The organism is Arsenicicoccus dermatophilus, from assembly GCF_046267915.1.
Classification (GTDB): domain Bacteria; phylum Actinomycetota; class Actinomycetes; order Actinomycetales; family Dermatophilaceae; genus Arsenicicoccus; species Arsenicicoccus dermatophilus_A.
In genome coordinates, this window is record NZ_CP176520.1 from 942709 (window position 1) to 960239 (window position 17531).

The 17531-nt window shown below is 74.7% G+C and carries 19 protein-coding genes; 9 read left to right on the forward strand and 10 right to left on the reverse strand.

Annotated features, from left to right (window positions below; genetic code table 11):
- Positions 1 to 40: 40 nt before the first annotated feature.
- Together ACK2IS_RS04770 and ACK2IS_RS04775 are read left to right on the forward strand one after the other, a co-directional pair.
- A complete protein-coding gene (locus tag ACK2IS_RS04770; protein ID WP_409485004.1) occupies positions 41 to 1357 on the forward strand; it encodes a MurT ligase domain-containing protein in 1317 nt (438 codons plus the stop codon).
- Positions 1357 to 2097, forward strand: coding sequence for a type 1 glutamine amidotransferase (locus ACK2IS_RS04775; protein ID WP_409485005.1), 741 nt, complete (start codon positions 1357 to 1359; stop codon positions 2095 to 2097). Before ACK2IS_RS04770 ends, ACK2IS_RS04775 begins: the two co-directional genes overlap by 1 nt.
- An 18-nt stretch (positions 2098 to 2115) precedes the next feature.
- On the opposite strand, the gene ACK2IS_RS04780 is transcribed toward ACK2IS_RS04775, so the two are convergent.
- On the reverse strand, positions 2116 to 3186 hold the full coding sequence (locus tag ACK2IS_RS04780; RefSeq protein ID WP_409485006.1) for a lysylphosphatidylglycerol synthase domain-containing protein: 1071 nt from the start codon (positions 3184 to 3186) through the stop codon (positions 2116 to 2118).
- Positions 3187 to 3194: 8 nt separating this feature from the next.
- Positions 3195 to 4019, reverse strand: a complete 825-nt coding sequence (locus ACK2IS_RS04785) for a PIG-L deacetylase family protein (RefSeq protein WP_409485007.1) — start codon at positions 4017 to 4019, stop codon at positions 3195 to 3197.
- 33 nt (positions 4020 to 4052) lie between these two features.
- Here ACK2IS_RS04785 and ACK2IS_RS04790 point away from each other — a divergent pair, with 33 nt between their 5' ends.
- Together ACK2IS_RS04790 and ACK2IS_RS04795 are read left to right on the forward strand one after the other, a co-directional pair.
- On the forward strand, positions 4053 to 5219 hold the full coding sequence (locus ACK2IS_RS04790) for a glycosyltransferase family 4 protein (RefSeq protein WP_409485008.1): 1167 nt from the start codon (positions 4053 to 4055) through the stop codon (positions 5217 to 5219).
- Positions 5216 to 5989, forward strand: a complete 774-nt coding sequence (locus ACK2IS_RS04795; protein WP_409485009.1) for an NUDIX hydrolase — start codon at positions 5216 to 5218, stop codon at positions 5987 to 5989. Before ACK2IS_RS04790 ends, ACK2IS_RS04795 begins: the two co-directional genes overlap by 4 nt.
- Here ACK2IS_RS04795 and ACK2IS_RS04800 read toward each other — a convergent pair.
- Together ACK2IS_RS04800 and ACK2IS_RS04805 are read right to left on the reverse strand one after the other, a co-directional pair.
- Positions 5986 to 6204, reverse strand: a complete 219-nt coding sequence (locus ACK2IS_RS04800; RefSeq protein ID WP_409485010.1) for a hypothetical protein — start codon at positions 6202 to 6204, stop codon at positions 5986 to 5988. The genes ACK2IS_RS04795 and ACK2IS_RS04800 overlap by 4 nt on opposite strands.
- Positions 6201 to 7541: a PspC domain-containing protein gene (locus tag ACK2IS_RS04805; RefSeq protein ID WP_409485011.1), complete on the reverse strand. Its 1341-nt coding sequence runs from the start codon at positions 7539 to 7541 to the stop codon at positions 6201 to 6203. Before ACK2IS_RS04805 ends, ACK2IS_RS04800 begins: the two co-directional genes overlap by 4 nt.
- A 124-nt stretch (positions 7542 to 7665) precedes the next feature.
- On the opposite strand from ACK2IS_RS04805, the gene ACK2IS_RS04810 reads away from it, so the two are divergent.
- The gene (locus ACK2IS_RS04810; protein WP_409485012.1) at positions 7666 to 8988 is read left to right on the forward strand and encodes a PspC domain-containing protein; all 1323 of its coding nucleotides are present in this window, start codon (positions 7666 to 7668) and stop codon (positions 8986 to 8988) included.
- Positions 8985 to 9662, forward strand: coding sequence for a LuxR C-terminal-related transcriptional regulator (locus ACK2IS_RS04815; RefSeq protein WP_409485013.1), 678 nt, complete (start codon positions 8985 to 8987; stop codon positions 9660 to 9662). Before ACK2IS_RS04810 ends, ACK2IS_RS04815 begins: the two co-directional genes overlap by 4 nt.
- Before the next feature lie 84 nt (positions 9663 to 9746).
- On the opposite strand, the gene ACK2IS_RS04820 is transcribed toward ACK2IS_RS04815, so the two are convergent.
- Together ACK2IS_RS04820 and ACK2IS_RS04825 are read right to left on the reverse strand one after the other, a co-directional pair.
- Complete coding sequence (locus ACK2IS_RS04820; protein WP_409485014.1) at positions 9747 to 10934, reverse strand: fatty acid desaturase family protein; 1188 nt, start codon at positions 10932 to 10934, stop codon at positions 9747 to 9749.
- 8 nt (positions 10935 to 10942) lie between these two features.
- Complete coding sequence (locus ACK2IS_RS04825) at positions 10943 to 12067, reverse strand: ferredoxin reductase (protein WP_409485015.1); 1125 nt, start codon at positions 12065 to 12067, stop codon at positions 10943 to 10945.
- A gap of 93 nt (positions 12068 to 12160) precedes the next feature.
- Between ACK2IS_RS04825 and ACK2IS_RS04830 the strand changes: the two genes are divergently transcribed.
- The 3 genes from ACK2IS_RS04830 to ACK2IS_RS04840 all read left to right on the forward strand — a co-directional run bounded on the left by ACK2IS_RS04830 (position 12161) and on the right by ACK2IS_RS04840 (position 14566).
- Positions 12161 to 13354 carry a PucR family transcriptional regulator gene (locus tag ACK2IS_RS04830; RefSeq protein ID WP_409485016.1) on the forward strand — a complete coding sequence of 398 codons (1194 nt, stop codon included), beginning with the start codon at positions 12161 to 12163 and terminating at the stop codon, positions 13352 to 13354.
- Between the two features lie 168 nt (positions 13355 to 13522).
- Positions 13523 to 14185 (forward strand): prepilin peptidase, encoded by a 663-nt coding sequence (locus ACK2IS_RS04835; protein ID WP_409485017.1) that lies wholly within the window; start codon positions 13523 to 13525, stop codon positions 14183 to 14185.
- A 42-nt stretch (positions 14186 to 14227) separates the two neighbouring features.
- Positions 14228 to 14566 (forward strand): hypothetical protein, encoded by a 339-nt coding sequence (locus tag ACK2IS_RS04840; RefSeq protein ID WP_409485018.1) that lies wholly within the window; start codon positions 14228 to 14230, stop codon positions 14564 to 14566.
- Positions 14567 to 14666: 100 nt separating this feature from the next.
- Here ACK2IS_RS04840 and ACK2IS_RS04845 read toward each other — a convergent pair whose 3' ends face one another.
- The 4 genes from ACK2IS_RS04845 to ACK2IS_RS04860 form a co-directional block, all read right to left on the reverse strand.
- A complete protein-coding gene (locus tag ACK2IS_RS04845; RefSeq protein WP_409485019.1) occupies positions 14667 to 15329 on the reverse strand; it encodes a DedA family protein in 663 nt (220 codons plus the stop codon).
- A complete protein-coding gene (locus ACK2IS_RS04850; protein ID WP_409485020.1) occupies positions 15326 to 15823 on the reverse strand; it encodes an N-acetyltransferase family protein in 498 nt (165 codons plus the stop codon). Before ACK2IS_RS04850 ends, ACK2IS_RS04845 begins: the two co-directional genes overlap by 4 nt.
- A gap of 74 nt (positions 15824 to 15897) precedes the next feature.
- Positions 15898 to 16890 (reverse strand): quinone oxidoreductase family protein, encoded by a 993-nt coding sequence (locus ACK2IS_RS04855; RefSeq protein ID WP_409485021.1) that lies wholly within the window; start codon positions 16888 to 16890, stop codon positions 15898 to 15900.
- Between the two features lie 76 nt (positions 16891 to 16966).
- Positions 16967 to 17494, reverse strand: coding sequence for a GNAT family N-acetyltransferase (locus ACK2IS_RS04860; RefSeq protein ID WP_409485022.1), 528 nt, complete (start codon positions 17492 to 17494; stop codon positions 16967 to 16969).
- Positions 17495 to 17531 lie beyond the last annotated feature (37 nt).

Consider the following 17531-nt stretch of genomic DNA (forward strand, 5'->3'; position numbering starts at 1 on the left):
CTGCATGGCCCAGCCCCCGCGCGCGGGTAGGGTGTCCGCCGTGTGGAGGACGACGGCCGCGATCGCGGCAGGCAAGCTCGCGCGGACCGCCAGTCGGCTGCGCGGCGGTGGCAGCGGTGGCTCGGCGCTCCCGGGGCTGGTCGCGGAGCGGATCGACCCGGGCTTCCTGCGGTCGACGCTCGGGGACCTGCCCCGCGGGGTGGTGGTGGTGAGCGGCACCAACGGCAAGACCACCACCACCAAGATGGTGGTCGCCCTGCTGCGCGCCCACGGGCTCACCGTCATCACCAACCCGACGGGCTCCAACTTCACCCGCGGCGTCATCTCCTCGATGCTGCCCCAGATCCCGCTGACCGGCCGGATCCAGGCCGACATCGCGGTCGTGGAGCTCGACGAGGCGCACTCGCTGAAGTTCGCCGAGGTGGTCGCCCCCACCCACGCCCTGCTCCTCAACGTCGCCCGCGACCAGCTCGACCGGTTCGCCGAGATCGACCACACCGCGCGCCTGCTCACGCGCCTGGCCGAGCAGACGACCGCCGGGGTGGTCCTCAACCGCGACGACTCCTTCATCTCCCGCATCGACGAGCACGTCGGCGCGGACGTGACGGTCCGGTGGTTCGGCGTCGACCCCTCGATCGCCGACCGGCTCCCCGAGCTGCAGGAGGCCGACGTCCGCTTCGAGGAGGCCGACGAGGTGCCGCCCGCCGGCCCCTCCGACGGGTTGCTCAAGCCGATCGACGACCACCACTTCACGGTCGTCTTCGGGGACGGGCACGACGTGGGACCGGTCAGCCTGCGCCAGCGGGGGCTGGCCGCCATGATCAACGCGACCGCCGCGACCTCGATGGTACGCCTGGTCCTGGGTGACGACTTCCGGCATACCGTCGCCGCGGAGGCGCTCGCCGAGGTCACCCCGCCGTTCGGCCGCGGCGAGGTCGTCGACGTCGACGGGCAGCCGCTCGAGCTGGTGCTCGTCAAGAACCCCGCCGGATTCACCGTCGCGCTCGGCACCTACGGCACGACCCCGGTCGCCTCGATGATCGCCATCAACGACAACTACGCCGACGGCCAGGACGTCTCCTGGCTCTACGACGTGAGCTTCGAGTCGCTGCGCGACCACGGCGTCGCGGTCACCAGCGGCGTCCGGGCCTACGACATGGCCCTGCGGCTGCGGTACGACGACGTCCTCGTCGACTCCGTCGAGCCCGACCTGGCGCGCGCCCTGGACGTGTTCCTCGCCGACCACGCGGACGAGCCCAAGCGGATCTTCTGCACCTACACCGCGATGATGACGCTGCGCCGGATGCTGGCCCAGCGCTACGACCTGCCCGACTTCGGCGAGGAGGCCACGGCCTGATGTCCAAGGGACGGATCACGCTGGTCCACCTCTACCCCCGCGAGATGAGCATCTACGGCGATCTCGGCAACACCCGGGCGCTCGCGAGCCGGCTGCGCTGGCACGGCTACGAGGCCGAGGTCGTGAGCCATGCCCCGGGCGATCCCTGGCGCGACGACGTGCACCTGGTCATGGGGGGTGGCGGGCAGGACTCCGGTCAGGCCCGGGTCGAGGACGACCTGGCTCGGATCGGCGACTCGCTCATCGCGCTCGCCGCCGACGGCTGCCCGATGCTCGCCATCTGCGGGATGTACCAGCTCTTCGGCAAGGCCTTCGTCACCGTCGACGGCCAGCGGCTGCCCGGCCTCGGCATCCTGGACGTGACCACCACCGGCAAGGACACCCGGATGATCGGCGGGATCGTCCTGGACACCGACCTGGGTGAGGTCGTGGGCTTCGAGAACCACTCGGGCGCGACGATCCTCGGCCCCGGGCAGGCGCCCTTCGGACGGGTCCTCGCGGGCCGCGGCAACAACGGTGAGGACGGCACCGAGGGCGCGCGCACCCGCAACGTCATCGGGACCTACCTGCACGGTCCGCTGCTGCCTGCCAACCCGGCGGTGGCCGACAGCCTGATCGAGGCCGCCGTGCAGCGGGCTCTCGGCCGGGACTTCGAGCCGGAGGAGATCGACGACGCGTATGCCGAGCACGCGCGGACCCGCCAGGCCCGACGCCTCAGGGCCGCGGCCGCCCGCAGGTAGGCCGGCCGGGCGCGGCGGTCAGCTCCCGGCGGTCGGGACCCCGGCCAGCGGGGCGCGCCGGCGCTCGTAGTACCCGCGCGAGGCCCACCAGGCGAGCCCGCCCAGCGCCCCCAGCGGCAGCTCCAGCAGGTGGGTGTAGATCGTGAACAGCACGATCCCGGCAGCGGCCTCGGCGTGCGGCGCGCCGAAGCCCACCAGCGCGATGGCCGTCCCCGCCTCGGTGACCCCGACGCCGCCCGGCGTGACCCCGACGGCGGTCAGCAGCCGCCCCACGGCGAAGGCCGCGAACAGGTGCGCGAGCGACAGGTGCACGGAGGTCGCCTGCAGGCACAGCACGAAGAGCGCGTACTGCAGGCCGAAGAAGCCCAGCAGCCCCAGCGTCATCGGCACCCAGCCCGTCTCGACGACACGACCGATGCGCGAGCGCAGGTCGTGGACCAGCCCGGCGACCCCGGTCGCCGGGCGACCGGAGATGCGCCGCACCACCGGGCCGACGACACCGTCGAGGACCCGGCCCGTCGCCTGCGCCACCCGCTCCGAGGCGACGGTGGCGACGAACCACCCGAGCAGCCCGAGCCCGGCCCCGGCCCCGACGGCGGCGCCCCGGGCGACGCCGGGCGGCATCGGCTCGCCCCCGAGCAGCAGCACCAGGATGCCGACGACGGGCAGGGCCATCCGTCCCACGACGTTCCACACCCCGGTGACGATCAGCGAGGTGGAGATCGCCCGGCCCTCGAAGCCCCAGGAGCGGTACATGCCGTAGGTCGTCGCCGCGCCCATCGCCCCTCCGCCCGGGAGCAGGTTGCCCGCCGCCGACCCGGCGACGTTGACCATCAGCGCCTGACCGTGGGTGAGGCCGGCGAGGGACCCGGTCAGGGTGAAGGTGTAGGACCACAGCGCGGCCAGCATCAGGGCCAGCAAGCCGATCGTGTTGGCCCAGCTCAGCGTCCGCAGCTGGGCCCACAGGTCGCCCCAGGTGGTCTGCGCGAAGTGCGGCAGCCCCCAGGTGAGCAGGACGACGGCGAGGCAGACCCCGACGACACCCTGCAGCGCGGTCCGCCACCAGGGGGCACGCCGGGCCGGCCCCACCGGCGTGCTCAGGTGAGCCCCTCGAAGACGTCGGTGGCGACGAGGGTGCCGGCCGGCCGGGCCGGGTCGACGTACCACTCGTGCCCGAAGATCCAGTCGTAGACCGGGCGCGGGATGCGCAGGAAGGCGGCCAGCGTGCGCTCGGCGCCGTCCGAGGCGGCCTGGGAGGCGTGGGCCCGCATCGACGCCCGCTTGGCCGCGACGAAGGGCCGCACCGAGATCCGGTGGGTGATGTCGGCGCTCGCGCTGTAGGCCCGGTCGAAGGACGCCCGGTCGAAGTACGACGGGAAGGTGTAGAAGGTCGCCACCACGTCCAGGGCCCGGCACAGCAGGTCGCGGGGGGCGGTCGCCTGCAGCACGCGCGGTGTACCGGCCAGCTCGGCCGCCCGGGCGCCGACACGGTGGACCTGGACGTGGTCGCGGTGGCCGTAGCCGCCGTTGGCGTCGTACGTGAGCAGGACGTCCACGGACTCCTCGCGCAGGATCCGGGCGAGCCGCTCGGCCGCCTCGTCGACGTCCGCGGCCGCGAACCGCTCGAGCCCGGCTGCGGGCGGGGCGATCTGCGGACCGGAGCCGCTGTCGGCGTAGCCGAGCCACTCGACCCGCGCCACGCGCAGCGCGCGGCAGGACTCCAGCAGCTCCTGCAGCCGGTGGCGACCGAGGGGCGGCGCGTCGGGCCGGCGGTAGTCCGCCGAGGTCAGGCCGAGGTCACCGTCGGTCGCGGTGACCACGATCACCCGGTGCCCCTCGGCGGCCGCGCGGGCGAGCGTGCCGGAGGTGAGCAGGGCCTCGTCGTCGGGGTGGGCGTGGAAGGCGCAGAGTGTGAAAGGCATCGGGACCATCCTGACTCATGTCAGGCTGGGAGGGTGAGAGTTGCCGTGCTGTCGGACTGCTACCTGCCCCGGCTGGGGGGGATCGAGGTGCAGGTCCACGACCTCGCCGAGCAGCTGGTGCGGCGCGGGCACGAGGTGACGGTGCTCACCGCGACGCCGGGGCGGCACGGGGAGCGGCACGGGGCCGTCGAGGTCGTCGACGGGGTGCCGGTCCACCACCTGGCGCTGCGGCTGCCGGGCGACCTGCCGGTCAACCCCCTCGCCGGGTCCATGCTGCGGGAACGGCTGCGCGACGGCGGCTTCGACGTGGCCCACGCCCACCTGGGCGTGGTGAGCCCCTTCGGGCGGGCCGCGGTCGACGCGGCGCTCGCGGTGGGGCTGCCCACGGCTATCACCTGGCACTGCCTGCTCGACGGCGTGGTCCCGCTGCTGCGGCGTGTCGGGACGGTGCGGCGCTGGTCCGACCAGGGTGCGGCGCTGTCGGCCGTGAGCCGGACGGCGGCCGCCCAGGTCGTCCGGGCCGCGGCCGGGGCGCCGGTGGCGGTGCTGCCCAACGGGATCGACGTGTCCCGCTGGTCCCCGCCCGGGGGCCGGGCCACGCCCGAGGGGACGCCGCTCACCCTGGTCACCGCGATGCGCCTGACCCGCCGCAAGCGACCCCTGCCGCTGCTGCGTGCCGCGCGCGAGGTCGAGCGGCGGCTGCACGACGGCGCGGGCCGGTCGGCGGTGGTCGACTGGCGGCTCGACGTCTACGGCGAGGGCCCGCAGCGGCGGCTCCTCGAGGCCTACGTTCGCCGGGAGGGGCTCTCGCACCGGGTGCGGCTGTGCGGCCGGGTCTCCCGTCAGGAGCTGCTCACGGCCTATCGCTCGGCGGCAGCCTACGTCTCGCCCACGCGGCTGGAGGCCTTCGGGATCGCGGCCCTGGAGGCCCGCACCGCGGGGCTGCCCGTCCTCGCCGTCGAGGGCAGCGGGGTCACCGACTTCGTCGACCACGGGCGGTCCGGGCTGATCGCTCCGGACGACGTGCAGCTGTCCGACCACATGCTTACGATCCTGGCGGATCCCGTTGTGCGGCAAGCCATCCGAGTGCACAACGCCGAGACCCCGCCCGCTCAGGCGTGGCCCTCGGTCCTGGATCTGGTGGAGAGGCAGCTCGCCCGTGCCGGCGAGCTGCACCGCATGCTCAGGGGGACCTCATGACCGACCGGCTCCAGACCGACGCCTACGGGCGGGTGGTCCGCAACGGGCGGGTGCTCGACGCGCCCGTCCACGTGGACGGCTACGACCGCGACGGGCGCCGCCAGGTCGCGGAGGACCTGCCGCACGGCGTCTCGCCGGACGACCTGCTGCGCAGCCACGGCTGGGACCCGGTGCGTCCCGTCGCGGCCGAGCGGGACCTGGGCGACCCGCACGGGATCGTCCTGACGTACGTCCTGGACCGGCGCGAGGACGGCCCGATCCCGCTGCCCGCGCCGAGGGTCGCCGTGGACGAGGGGATCGTCCTCGACCCCGCCCGCCCGCCGCTCGTGCGCACCCGCGTCGCTGCCTACGCCGTCGTCCACGGCCCCCGCGGCGTGCTGCTCACCGTCAACTCCGAGCGCACCAACGCCCAGGGCACCTACGGACTGCCGGGCGGGGGCATCGAGCCGGGGGAGGACCCCGAGGCCGCCGTGGTTCGCGAGGTCTGGGAGGAGACCGGCCAGGACATCTACCGCCCCCGCCTGGTCGCCGTGCTCAGCCAGCACTGGATCGGGATGTCTCCCAAAGGAGTCCTGGAGGACTTCCAGGCGGTACGGCTCGTTTATGGCGCCGAGCTGCAGCGCGCCCAGGACCTCGTGGTGCACGACGCCGGCGGCACCACCGAGGCCGCGGAGTGGGTGACGCCCGCGCGTCTGCCCGCGATTCCCCTGGCCCCGGCCTGGGCCGGCGTGCGCGATCACCTCGGGACCGTCCCCCACCGGTCGGTCTAGCGGGTCCGGCGCGCGATCCCCACCGCCCCGACGAGGAGCAGCACCACCCCCACGCCGACGGTGGCCCAGGGGCCCCACCGTCCCACGTCCACCGGCACCCGGGCCAGCTCACCCACGAGGACCCCGGCCGCGAGGACCAGCCCGAGCAGGCCCACCACGAGGGCGGGGACGTCAGGACCCCGGGGGCGCTGCCCGCCATACCTGCTGCTGCTCATCGCGCGACCTCTTCGATCGTCAGGTCCCCGAGGCCCACGTGGGCCACGAGGTCCAGCACCGGGCGGCCGTCGCCGACCACCGCCTCGCCGTTGCCGACGTCGGTGACCTCGCCGTCGGCGCGGCGCACCCTCCGGTCGCCGAGCCCCACGTCGCCGCGCACCCGCACGGTCAGCCCCTGCGGGACCCGCACCACGAGGTCGCCCAGGCCGACGTCGGTGGTGATGCTGCGGCCGGACACCAGCTCGGGATCAAGGTGGGTCAGGTCCAGGAGGCCGTCGCCGGCACGGACCTGATACGTCTCCCCGCCGCGCAGCTCGGTGGGAGCCCAGCTCGTGTCGCGGGCCGCGGAGCCCACGTGGACCCGGGTCCACCAGCCGTCCGAGCTGCGGGTGGTCTCGGCGCCGGCCGCCAGCCCGAGCGAGAGAAGCACGACGACTGCGGTCGTCAGTCCACCCCGGCGCCCGGCGAGGCCGATGACGACGAGGAAGGCCGCGCACAGCCCGAGGGCCGCCGCCGTCGCCACCTGCGCCGGGTGCTCCAGGTGGACCCGGCCCAGGCTCTGCGCGGTGAGCACCCCGCCGGCGCCGATCCCGGCCAGGCCGAGGGTGGCGAGGGCGCCGGGCCAGCCCAGCGAGGGGCGTCGGAACCGGGCCGGTGCAGCTGCCCCGACCGGTTCGGCGTCAGCCCGGGAGAGGTCGACCCAGGGCTGCGGGCCGCGGGCGGGGGCCGCCCTTGCCCAGGCCGACGTTGTCGCCGTCGTGCTCGGCTGCGGGCCGCGGGCGGGGGCCGCCCGGTCGACGGCCGGCGCCATCACGTCCGGCGCCGTCCCGGTCGGCCCCGGCGGGCCGGACGGCTCCGCCGAGCCGGACGCCAGACCCCGCCCCGCCCGGCGTCGCCGCAGCCACCACCACACCCCGGCCACGGCCACGGCGCTCCAGGTGAGCGCCAGGCCCAGGCCACGGGTATTCCCCTGCACCCCCCGGCCCAGGTCCCCGAGGAGGTCCGCCACGAGGAGACCGGTGAAGACGAGCAGGACCACCGAGTCCCCGTCACCACGGCGGACGGCCCGCTCCAACGGGATCTGCTCCGCGGTGTCGGCCAGCAGGCTGAAGGCCAGGAAGTACGCCGCCACCCCGACGCCCCCCAGGAGCAGCGTCAGGCCCCAGGCGATGCGCACCACCACCGGGTCCACGCCGACGGCGTCGGCGACGCCCGCACACACCCCGGCGACCCAGCGGTCGGTCAGGCGGCGGCGGATCCCGGTCGCGCGCACCCGCTCGCAGAACCGGTCCAGGCCGTCCGTCGGCCGAGGGCCCGGGGACTGGTGCGGCGTCATACCGCCAGCGTGGCCGACGTCGGGACCCCGAGCCATGAGGGTCACCCCTGACCCGGCCCTGAACCACCCCTCACCCCCGCCGGTGCCCGCGCCGCGGGGTCCGGGGATGGGTGAGGATGGAGGCGTGCCCCAGTCCTACGAGCCGGCGACGTCGCCCGCCACCCCCGCGCCGCAGCTGCTGCGTCCGGTCGACGAGGGCTGGGTCGCGGGCGTCTGCGCGGGTCTGGGCGAGCACCTGGGGGTGCGAGCCGCACTGGTCCGGGTGGGGATGGTGCTGCTCACGGTCGGCGGCGCGGGTCTGGGGATCCTGGTCTACCTCGCGGTGTGGGCGCTCACCCCGCAGCGGCTCGGCCCCGCCGAGGGGCGACGTGCAGCCCCGGCCGTCGGCGGCCGGGTGACGACGGCCCCGCGCGAGCCCCGGCCGCCCCGCGGCGGGCTGCTGGACGACGAGGCCGTCCTCGCCCTGCTCCTGGGGTTGCTGCTCGTCCTGTGCGGGGGAGCCGTGCTCCTCCACCAGGGCGGTGTCGACCTGCGGCTCGGCGTGACGGCACCGCTGGCCCTGGTCGCCGGCGGCGCCATCGTGGTCTGGACCCAGCTCGACCGCAGCGAGCGCGAGCGCTTCCTGCAGCAGCCGGCCGCGCAGTCCCGGGCCGGTCTGGCGCGGGTCCTGACCGGGGTGCTGATGACCACCGCCGGGGTGGTCCTGCTCGCCGCCCGCGCCCAGGGGATCGGCGGCCTCGGCGACGCCGCCCTGTCCGCCGCCGCCGTCCTCGTCGGGCTCGTCGTCATCCTGGCCCCCTGGGGGATGCGCCTGTGGCAGCGGCTGCGCGCCGAGCAGGCCGCGGCCGTGCGCGCCACCGAGCGTGCGGACATCGCCGCCCACCTGCACGACTCGGTGCTGCAGACCCTCGCGCTGATCCAGCGGCAGGCCGAGGACCCGGTGGCCGTCCAGCGGCTCGCCCGGGCCCAGGAGCGTGAGCTGCGCTCCTGGCTGTACGGCGGCGGCCAGGCCGCACCGACCACCCTGGCGGCCGCGGCCCGGAGCGTGGTCCACGACGTGGAGGACCGGCTCGGGGTGCCCGTCGACCTGGTCGTCACGGGCGACGTGGACCTCGACGACGACGTCGCCGCGCTGGTGCGGGCGCTGGGCGAGGCGCTGACCAACGCCGCCCGCCACGGCGCCCCGCCCGTGTCGGCGTACGTCGAGGCGGGCCCGCTGGGGGTCGAGGCCTTCGTCCGTGACCACGGGGCCGGATTCGACCCGGACGCGGTCCCCGCCGACCGGCTCGGGGTGCGTCGCTCGATCGTGGGCCGGATGCAGCGGCACGGCGGCGCCGCCCGGATCCGCCGCCGCGAGCCGGGCACCGAGGTCGAGCTCGTCCTGCCGCCGTACGCCGACCGCCGGCCCGTCCCTGCTGATCCCACCCACCCTCCGGAGGACCGATGACCACGCCCACCGCCCCGATCCGCCTCGTCCTGGTCGACGACCACCGGATGTTCCGCGCCGGGGTGCGCACCGAGCTCGACGACACCTTGCCGGTGGTGGGGGAGGCGGGTGACGTCGAGTCCGCGGTCGCCGTCATCACGGCCGAGCGGCCGGACGTGGTGCTGCTCGACGTCCACCTGCCGGGCGGGGACGGTCGCGGCGGCACCGACGTGCTGCTGGGCTGCATGGGGCTGACCACGGCGGCGGGGGCACCGGTGCGCTTCCTCGCCCTGTCGGTGTCCGACGCCGCCGAGGACGTGATCTCGGTGATCCGGGCCGGCGCGCGGGGCTATGTCACCAAGACCATCAGCGGCCACGACCTGGTCGCCGCGATCCGCCGGGTGGCCGAGGGGGACGCGGTGTTCAGCCCCCGCCTCGCAGGTTTCGTGCTGGACGCCTTCGGGGCCGCGGCCGGGGAGATCGCCGAGGTCGACGAGGAGCTGGACCGGCTCTCGGCGCGCGAGCGTGAGGTGATGCGTCTGATCGCCCGGGGCTACCAGTACAAGGAGGTCGCCAAGGAGCTGTTCATCTCGGTCAAGACCGTGGAGACCCACGTGTCCAGCGTGCTGCGCAAGCTCCAGCTGTCCAGCCGGCACGAGCTCACGGCGTGGGCGATGAACCGCCACCTGCTGTAGGCGAGACCGACTGCCGGGCGCGACGAGAGCCGGTCACCTCGACCACGGAGGTGACCGGCTGCCGGCGGCATACCAGCCGGTCGGTCAGGGCAGCGCGAGCCGGAAGATCGTCCGCCAGGTCTGACCGATCTGCCGGTGCAGCGGGCCCTCCACGTAGGGCAGCCGGTAGCGCTCGCACAGGTCGCGTACGACGACGGCGATCTCGGCGTACCGGTTGCTGGGCAGGTCCGGGAACAGGTGGTGCTCGATCTGGTGGGACAGGTTGCCGGTCATGAAGTGCATGAGCCGCCCGCCGGAGATGTTGCACGAGCCGATCATCTGGCGGATGTACCAGTCCCCGCGCGTTTCGCCCTCGATCATCTCCTCGGTGAAGAACTCGACGCCGTCGGGGAAGTGCCCGCAGAAGATCACGGTGTGAGCCCACAGGTTGCGGATCGAGTTGGCGGCGAAGGTCCCGGCCAGGGCGGACTTGCCGGAGCCGGTCAGCGAGGCGACCAGGGGGGTCGCGACGTAGTCCTTCGCGAACTGCCGACCCGCCTTGACCCCGAGGGCCCGCACGTCGGCGGCCCACTCCTCGCGGGACTTCTCCCCGGTCGTCATCTTGACCGTCTCGATGTCGTAGAGCGCGATGCCCCACTCGAAGAACGGCGCCAGGACCATGTTGAAGACCGGGTTCAGCAGGTTGTGCGGCTTCCACGGCTGGTCCGGGCTGACCCGCAGCAGGTCGTAGCCCACGTCGGAGTCCTTGCCAATGACGTTGGTCCAGGTGTGGTGCAGGTCGTTGTGGGTGTGCTTCCAGCCCTTGGCCGGCGCCACGAAGTCCCACTCCCAGGTGGAGGAGTGGATGTCCGGGTCGCGCATCCAGTCCCACTGGCCGTGGATGACGTTGTGCCCGATCTCCATGTTCTCGATGATCTTGGCGGTCGCCATCAGGCCGGTGCCGAGCACCCACGCGGCCTTGTGGCGGCCGGCGAGCACCAGCGTGGTCCGGCCGGCGAGCTCCATGGTGCGGTGCAGCCGGATGGCCCGGCGGATGTATGCCGCGTCGGCGGCGCCGCGGCTGGCGACGATCCGCGCGCGCAGCGCGTCGAGCTCGGCTCCGAGGGTGGCCACCTCCTCGTCGCTGAGGTGCGCGGCGTGCTCGGGCCGCCGCCGGGGTCCGCCGTCGGCGGCGAGACCGGGCACGCGGGGCTGGACGGCGTCGGCGGCGCTGTCCTCCGGACGCTGCTCGTCGTCGGGGTTGACGACCGGGCGCTGGGCAAGGGTGGTCATGGTGCTCCTCAGATCTCGAGGTGGCAGGGTCCCGCGGGTGCGGAGACGCAGGTCTGGATGGGTTGGCCCTCGTCGCCGTGGACCTCGCCGGTGCGCAGGTCGCGCACCTTGCCCGCGCGCAGCGGGGTGAGACAGGTGTGGCAGATGCCCATGCGGCAGCCGCTCGGCATCATGACCCCGGCCTGCTCGGCGGCCTCCAGGAGCGTGGTCGAGCCGTCGACCTCGATCTCCTTGTCCGAGCGCAGGAAGGTCACGAGGCCGCCCTCGCCGCCCTGGCCCTCGAGCACGACGGGGGTGAACCGCTCGATGGTGAGCTGCTCCCCGGACTCGGCCTGCCACAGCCGCGCCGCGGCCTCGAGGAAGGCGGCGGGCCCGCAGGCGTACGCCGCGCGGGTGCGCCAGTCCGGGCAGACCTCGTCGAGGTCGGCGGTGTCGGTGAGGTCGATCCGGCCCCGCTCCCCGGTGTGCCACTGGACCACCCGCAGCCCGCCGTGCCGGGCGACCAGCTCGTCGAGCTCGTCGGCGAAGACCGCGTCGTCGCGGCTGCGGGAGGAGTGGACGAGGACCATGTCGGCGTCCTCGCGGCGGGCGACGAGGGTGCGCACCATGGACATGACGGGAGTCAGCCCGCTGCCGGCGGTGAGCATGAGCAGCGGCCGTGGGTGCTCGGGCAGGACGAAGTCGCCCTGGGGCACGTCCAGGTGCAGCACGTCCCCGACCGTGGTGCCGCGGGCCAGGGCGGTGGAGACCAGACCCTCGACGTGCACCGTGATCGCGGGGTCCTGGCCGGCGCCGCTGGAGATGGAGTAGGACCGCCAGTGGCGCACCCCGTCGACCTCGACGCCGATCCGGGCCCACTGGCCGGCGAGGTGGTCGTCCCACCCTCGGCCGGGGCGGAAGTGGATGGTCGTGGTGTCGGCGGTCTCGGGGACCACGGCGGTGACGACGCCGCGCAGGGTGCGCGAGGAGGCGAGGGGGTCCACCAGGCCGAGGTAGTCCGCGGGGCGCAGCGGTGTGGTGAGCGGCGTGACGAGGGGCTCGACGGCGGGGTGGGACAGGGCCGCGCCCAGCGTGCGCCCGAGGACCCCGGCCAGGGGCTTGGCGACACGGTCCAGGGGAGGCAGGGAAGGCATGGTTGATTCTTGCCCGGTGGAGCCGCCGATTACTCGTCGTCCGGCAACCGTATTCGTCGGCGTGCCTGTCACGCGGAGATAGGATCGGGCCCCATGACCCCCGACACCCCCGCCGAGCCGCCACCCTGGTTGTCTCTCAAGGCTGAAGTGTCGGACCTGCTGCGCCCGCACCTGGACGAGATCGTCACCGAGATCATCACCATGGTCCCCCGCGACGTCCCCGAGTACGCCCGGCCCATGGAGGGCAGGTTCGGGATGGGCCTGCACCGTGGGGTCGCCGTCGCGATGCAGCGCTTCCTGGAGCTGCCGGGCACCACCGAGCCGGCGCTGGGGCCCGACTCCAGGCGGGTGTATGCCGAGCTGGGCCGTGGGGAGTACCGCTCCGGACGGCAGCTGGGGGCGTTGCTGGGTGCCTACCGCTCCGGGGCGCGCGTCACCTACCGCTGCGTCGCCCGGATCGCGGTGTCACGGGGGGAGTCCGCCGAGGCGCTGGTGCCGCTCGGGGAGTCCATCTTCGCCTACATCGACGAGCTGTCCGCCGCCTCCGTGGAGGGCTATGCGGACGAGCAGAACGCGCAGGCGGGGGAGCTGGAACGCCGCCGCGGCGAGCTGGCCGGGCTGCTGCTGCGCGGCCGCGTCGAGCCGGGCCACCTGCCCCAGGCCGCCGCGGCGGCGGGGTGGCCCCTGCCCGAGGAGATCGCCGTCGTCGTGGTGCCCCGCGAGCACGCCTCGGGACTGCGGATCGCGCTCGGGCGCACCAGCCTGGTGCTGCACCGCGACGACGATGCCCTGGCCCTCGTGCCCGCAGTCACGACCTCCCGGGCGCGCAACGACCTGGAGCGGGCCCTGCGGGGGCGCCGCGCGGCCGTGGGGCCCCCGCGACCCCCGGCCCAGGTGCCCGAGTCGCTGCGGCTCACCCGGCTGACGCTCGCCCGCGCGGACGAGGCCGAGGCGCAGGGGATGCGCCGCCCCGACCCGGTCTACGTCCAGGACCACAGCGTCGACGTGGCGCTGGCGTCCGAGCCCGGCCTGATGACCGACCTCGCCCGGGTGCGCCTGGCGCCCCTGGACCGCTTCGCCCCCGCCACGCGGGCCCGCCTCGCCCAGACGCTCTACCACTGGCTGCTCCACTGGGGGCAGCGCCAGCCGGTGGCCGAGGCGCTGTCGGTGCACCCGCAGACGGTGGGCTACCGACTGGCCCAGCTGCGCGAGGCCTACGGCCCCCAGCTCGACGACCCCAAGGTGCGGCTGGAGCTGCTCCTCGTCCTGCGAGCCGGACACCACTGAGGGTCCGGCCCCGGGCGGGGTCGTCCCGGACGCCCGCCGCCCACGGCCAGCGCCGCCCGCCGCCGACCGTCCGCCGGCCACGGCAGGCGAGGCGCTCTCCGCGCGCCCACCGGCGCCCCTGTGGACGACCTGACGCACCGCTGCGTCCCCTGCTCCTAGCCTGGACGGGTGCCTCTCCCGCTCCTGCTCGCACCCCTCGCCCTGGCCGGGCTCGGTCTGCCCGCGGGGCGTCGCGTGACCAGGTGGGGCGAGCGGCGGGCGTACCTGCGGCCGGGCGACCGGCCGCGCCGCGGCGGGTCGCTGCGGTGGGTCACCCCCGCCTGCGTGCTGCTGCCCGCCCTCGTGGCGACGGCGCTCGCGACCCGCGGGCACCTCGGTCTGGCCCTCGCCGTCGGCCCCCTCGTGTGGGGGATGGTCGCCCTGACCGTCGTGGACCTGGACGTCCACCGCCTCCCCGACCGGCTCCAGCTGCCGGCCTACCCCCTGGTCGCGCTGCTGCTCGCCGCGCTGGCCGCCGCCACCCGCAGCCCGGCCCCCCTCGTCCGCTCTGGCCTCGCCACCGTCGTCGTCCTGGCCGTGGGCTCGCTGCTGTGGCTGGCCGCACCCCGCCACGGCCTCGGTCTGGGCGACGTCAAGCTCGCCGGTCTGCTCGCGGCGCTGCTCGCCCAGCTCGGGTGGTCCCAGGTGCTGCTCGGGCTGTGGCTCGGCCTGGGGCTCGGCGGTGTCCAGGCCCTCGGACTCCTGGCGACCCGCCGGGCCGGTCGAGGCGATCACCTCGCGCTCGGCCCGCCCCTGCTCGCGGGCACCCTGCTGGCCCTCGCGGCAGGGTGACGATCCCCCTCGGGTGCCCCGGCGTCACCTAGGATGACGACCATGACGCTCGCCCTCCTGGTCCTGCACTACCTCACGCTCGCCGCCCTCATCTTCGGCTACGTCCAGAGCATCGAGGCTGGTGCGGCCGCGAAGACGATGGTCTGGGGCGCCAGGCTGCAGCTGCTCAGCGGGCTGCTGCTCACCATGGCCGCCGAGATGGCCAAGGACGCCAACCACGCCTTCATCGGGATCAAGCTGGTCGTGATGCTGGCCGTCGTCGGTCTCACCGAGGTCTCCCACGCCCGCGGCCGGCGTGGGCAGGTCAAGCCGGCGCTGGTGCACGCCGCAGCCGCCCTCGTGCTGGTCAACCTGATCATCGCCTACACGATGCCCCACTGAGCCGCCCCGCTCCCGCACGACCGAGAGGCCGGCGCCCCGCCCACCGGGGAGGCCGGCCTCTCGTCGTGCGGTCGGTCTTCCCGTGGACCCGGCCGGGGTGTCAGCCCTGCGCCTCGATCTCGGCGACCTTGTCCGGGTGGGCGGCGGCGTAGTCGTCGACCGCCCGACTGATGCGCCGCCCCATCACCGTGGACGCCAGCAGGCCGCCGAGCACGAAGACCGCGAGCCCGACCCAGGCGAAGGCCTTGAGCCAGTGCTCGGCCACCGTGCCCAGGAGATAGACGCCGTACGTCGTGCCGAAGGCCCACAGGATCCCGCCTGCCGCGTTGGCCGGGAGGAAGCGGTGATAGGGCAGGCGCAGGATGCCGGACAGCGGCCCGGCGAAGATGCGCAGCAGCGCCACGAACCGGCCGAAGAACACCGCCCACATGCCGTGGCGCGTGAAGACGTGCTCGGCATAGGCGATCTGCTTGGCCCCGAAGTGGCGTGGGAAGCGTCGCCGGAGCCAGACGAGCAGACGCCGGCCGTAGTGGTGCCCGATCTCGTAGCCGATGGAGTCGCCGACGATGGCCCCGGTCGCCCCGGCGACGGAGACCCACAGCGGACTGACGTCGAGCTGGTCGTGGGCGCTGAGGATCGCCGCCGCGACCAGGGTGACCTCTCCCGGCAGCGGTATGCCGAGGGACTCCAGCCCGATGACGAGGGCCACCACGACGTAGACGAGCAGCGGCGGGATGGACATCAGCAGGTGGTCGACGTTCAACGCAGGTCTCCTGTGGTGGGGCGGGCGGCGACGTGGGCCAGGGCCTCGCCGGTCAGCCGCTGGGTGGTCCACCCGTTCTGCCCGACGGCGCCGAGCGAGCGGTAGAACCCCAGAGCGGGGGCGTTCCAGTCCAGGACGGTCCACTCCAGCCGGGTCCAGCCGCGCTCGACGACCCGGTGGGCCAGCGTGGCCAGCAGCGCCCCGCCGAGACCGCGACCCCGGTGCGCCGGATCGACGTAGAGGTCCTCCAGCCAGATGCCGTGCCGCCCGGTCCACGTCGAGAAGCTCGGGAACCACACGGCCATGGCGACGACGGCACCGTCGACCTCGGCGACGTCGGCCCACACGCGGGGCTGCCCGTCCGCGGGGAACAGCGCGGCGCCCAGGTCGGCCTCGGTGCCGGTGGCCTGGTCCGGGGCACGCTCGTAGGTCGCGAGGTCGCGCACCAGCCGGTGGAGGGCGGGCAGGTCCTGCGGGGTGGCGGGCCGGATCATCCGGACAGCGTATCGGCCGCACGGGCTCGGGCGGGGCCCGTTGCGACCGAGCGGATGGCCGGCCGGGGCGACTGTCAGGGAACCAGCAGGACCTTGCCGGTGGTCCTGCGGCCCTCGAGGGCGTCGTAGGCCGCCCGGGCCTCGGTCAGCGGACGCCGCGAGTCGATGGCGATCTCCAGCCGCCCGCTGCCGATGAGCTCGAAGACCTCGGCCGACCGGCGCAGGAGCTGATCGCGGTCGGCGATGTGGTGGCCGAGCGTGGGGCGGGTGAGGTAGAGCGAGCCGCCGGCGTTGAGTCGCTGCGGGTCGACGGGAGGCACCGGCCCGCTGGCCGCGCCGAAGAGCACCATGAGCCCGCGCGGGCGCAGGCTGGACAGGGAGGCGTCGAAGGTCGACCGCCCGACCCCGTCGTAGACCACGTCGACGCCGCGGCCCGCGGCCTCGCGGACGGCGGCGGCCAGCGACTCGGCGTCGTGCTCGTGGTAGCCGATCACGTGGTCGGCCCCGCGACGCCGGGCGATCTCCAGCTTGGCGTCGCTGCCGGCCGTCGCCACGACGGTCGAGCCCTGGGCCTTGAGCAGCTGGACGAGCAGCTGACCGACCCCACCCGCCGCGGCGTGCACCAGGGCGATCGTGCCCTCGTCGCAGGGGTAGGTGTCGTGGACGAGGAAGTGTGCGGTCATCGCCTGCAGCATCGCGGCCGCGGCGACGTCCAGCTCGACCGGGTCCGGGACCGGCACCAGGGCCTGCGCCGGGAGGACGGCGACGGAGGCGGCGCTGCCGAGCTGCATGGCCCAGGCCACCCGGTCGCCCGGGGCGACCTCGCTCACCCCCTCCCCGACGGACTCGACGGTGCCGGCGCCCTCCATGCCGAGGACGAAGGGCGTCGCGACCGGGTAGGCGCCCGAGCGCTGGTAGGTGTCGATGAAGTTCACCCCGACGGCAGCGACCTGCACCCGCACCTGCCCGACACCGGGCGGCGGGATCTCCCGCTCGTGCACCCTCAGGACGCTCGCGTCTCCGGGTAGCGGGACCACCAGGGCCTGGGCCTTCACCGTCTCGGTCATGGCGTCAACCTATCTCCGGGGCGGTGATCGCCTGAGTCGTGCCCGCAGGCCGGGCGACCTCACCAGGCGCGCCCGGTCACAGGGCGATCCAGTAGCGCCGCACCCGTTCCCCCGGTGCGTGCTCCCGCACGTCCTCCAGCTCCCCGCCGTTGCGCTCGATCACCGCGGCGGAGGCCAGGTTGGTGTCGTCGCAGGTGAGGAGCACCGAGTCCAGGTCGAGGCGGCGAGCCAGGTCCAGGACCTCTCGCAGCGCCCAGGTCGCCAGGCCTCGCCCGCGCGCCGACGGTCGGATGCCGTAGCCGATGTGGCCGCCGACCTCGAGCAGGTGGGGGTTGAGCGTGTGCCGCAGCTGGATCGCGCCGAGATAGGTGTCGTCCTCGACGATCCAGCGGTTGGTGGCCGGGACGTAGCCGGACGGCCGCTCGGTGGTGGGGTCGGCCTGCAGCAGCAGCTGCTCCACCCAGGCCGCGAAGGCCTCGGGGTCGTCGTGGTCCGTGTCCGGGTGCACCGCGGCGCCGTCCTGGTGGACCCCCCGGCCCCACTCCTGCAGGGACTCGAGCCAGCTGGCGTGGAGACGGGGCGTGGGGACGCGGAGCTCGGGCATGGCACCACCCTCCGGCACCCACGAGGCGGGCGGCAAC

What these genes read in the sequence shown, in the direction of transcription:
- ACK2IS_RS04775 (WP_409485005.1), top strand. Translation starts at nt 1,357, where the DNA reads ATGTCCAAGGGACGGATCACGCTGGTCCACCTCTACCCCCGCGAGATG.
- ACK2IS_RS04785 (WP_409485007.1), bottom strand. Translation starts at nt 4,019, where the DNA reads ATGCCTTTCACACTCTGCGCCTTCCACGCCCACCCCGACGACGAGGCC.
- ACK2IS_RS04795 (WP_409485009.1), top strand. Translation starts at nt 5,216, where the DNA reads ATGACCGACCGGCTCCAGACCGACGCCTACGGGCGGGTGGTCCGCAAC.
- ACK2IS_RS04800 (WP_409485010.1), bottom strand. Translation starts at nt 6,204, where the DNA reads ATGAGCAGCAGCAGGTATGGCGGGCAGCGCCCCCGGGGTCCTGACGTC.
- ACK2IS_RS04805 (WP_409485011.1), bottom strand. Translation starts at nt 7,541, where the DNA reads ATGACGCCGCACCAGTCCCCGGGCCCTCGGCCGACGGACGGCCTGGAC.
- ACK2IS_RS04815 (WP_409485013.1), top strand. Translation starts at nt 8,985, where the DNA reads ATGACCACGCCCACCGCCCCGATCCGCCTCGTCCTGGTCGACGACCAC.
- ACK2IS_RS04820 (WP_409485014.1), bottom strand. Translation starts at nt 10,934, where the DNA reads ATGACCACCCTTGCCCAGCGCCCGGTCGTCAACCCCGACGACGAGCAG.
- ACK2IS_RS04825 (WP_409485015.1), bottom strand. Translation starts at nt 12,067, where the DNA reads ATGCCTTCCCTGCCTCCCCTGGACCGTGTCGCCAAGCCCCTGGCCGGG.
- ACK2IS_RS04830 (WP_409485016.1), top strand. Translation starts at nt 12,161, where the DNA reads ATGACCCCCGACACCCCCGCCGAGCCGCCACCCTGGTTGTCTCTCAAG.
- ACK2IS_RS04840 (WP_409485018.1), top strand. Translation starts at nt 14,228, where the DNA reads ATGACGCTCGCCCTCCTGGTCCTGCACTACCTCACGCTCGCCGCCCTC.
- ACK2IS_RS04850 (WP_409485020.1), bottom strand. Translation starts at nt 15,823, where the DNA reads ATGATCCGGCCCGCCACCCCGCAGGACCTGCCCGCCCTCCACCGGCTG.
- ACK2IS_RS04855 (WP_409485021.1), bottom strand. Translation starts at nt 16,890, where the DNA reads ATGACCGAGACGGTGAAGGCCCAGGCCCTGGTGGTCCCGCTACCCGGA.
- ACK2IS_RS04860 (WP_409485022.1), bottom strand. Translation starts at nt 17,494, where the DNA reads ATGCCCGAGCTCCGCGTCCCCACGCCCCGTCTCCACGCCAGCTGGCTC.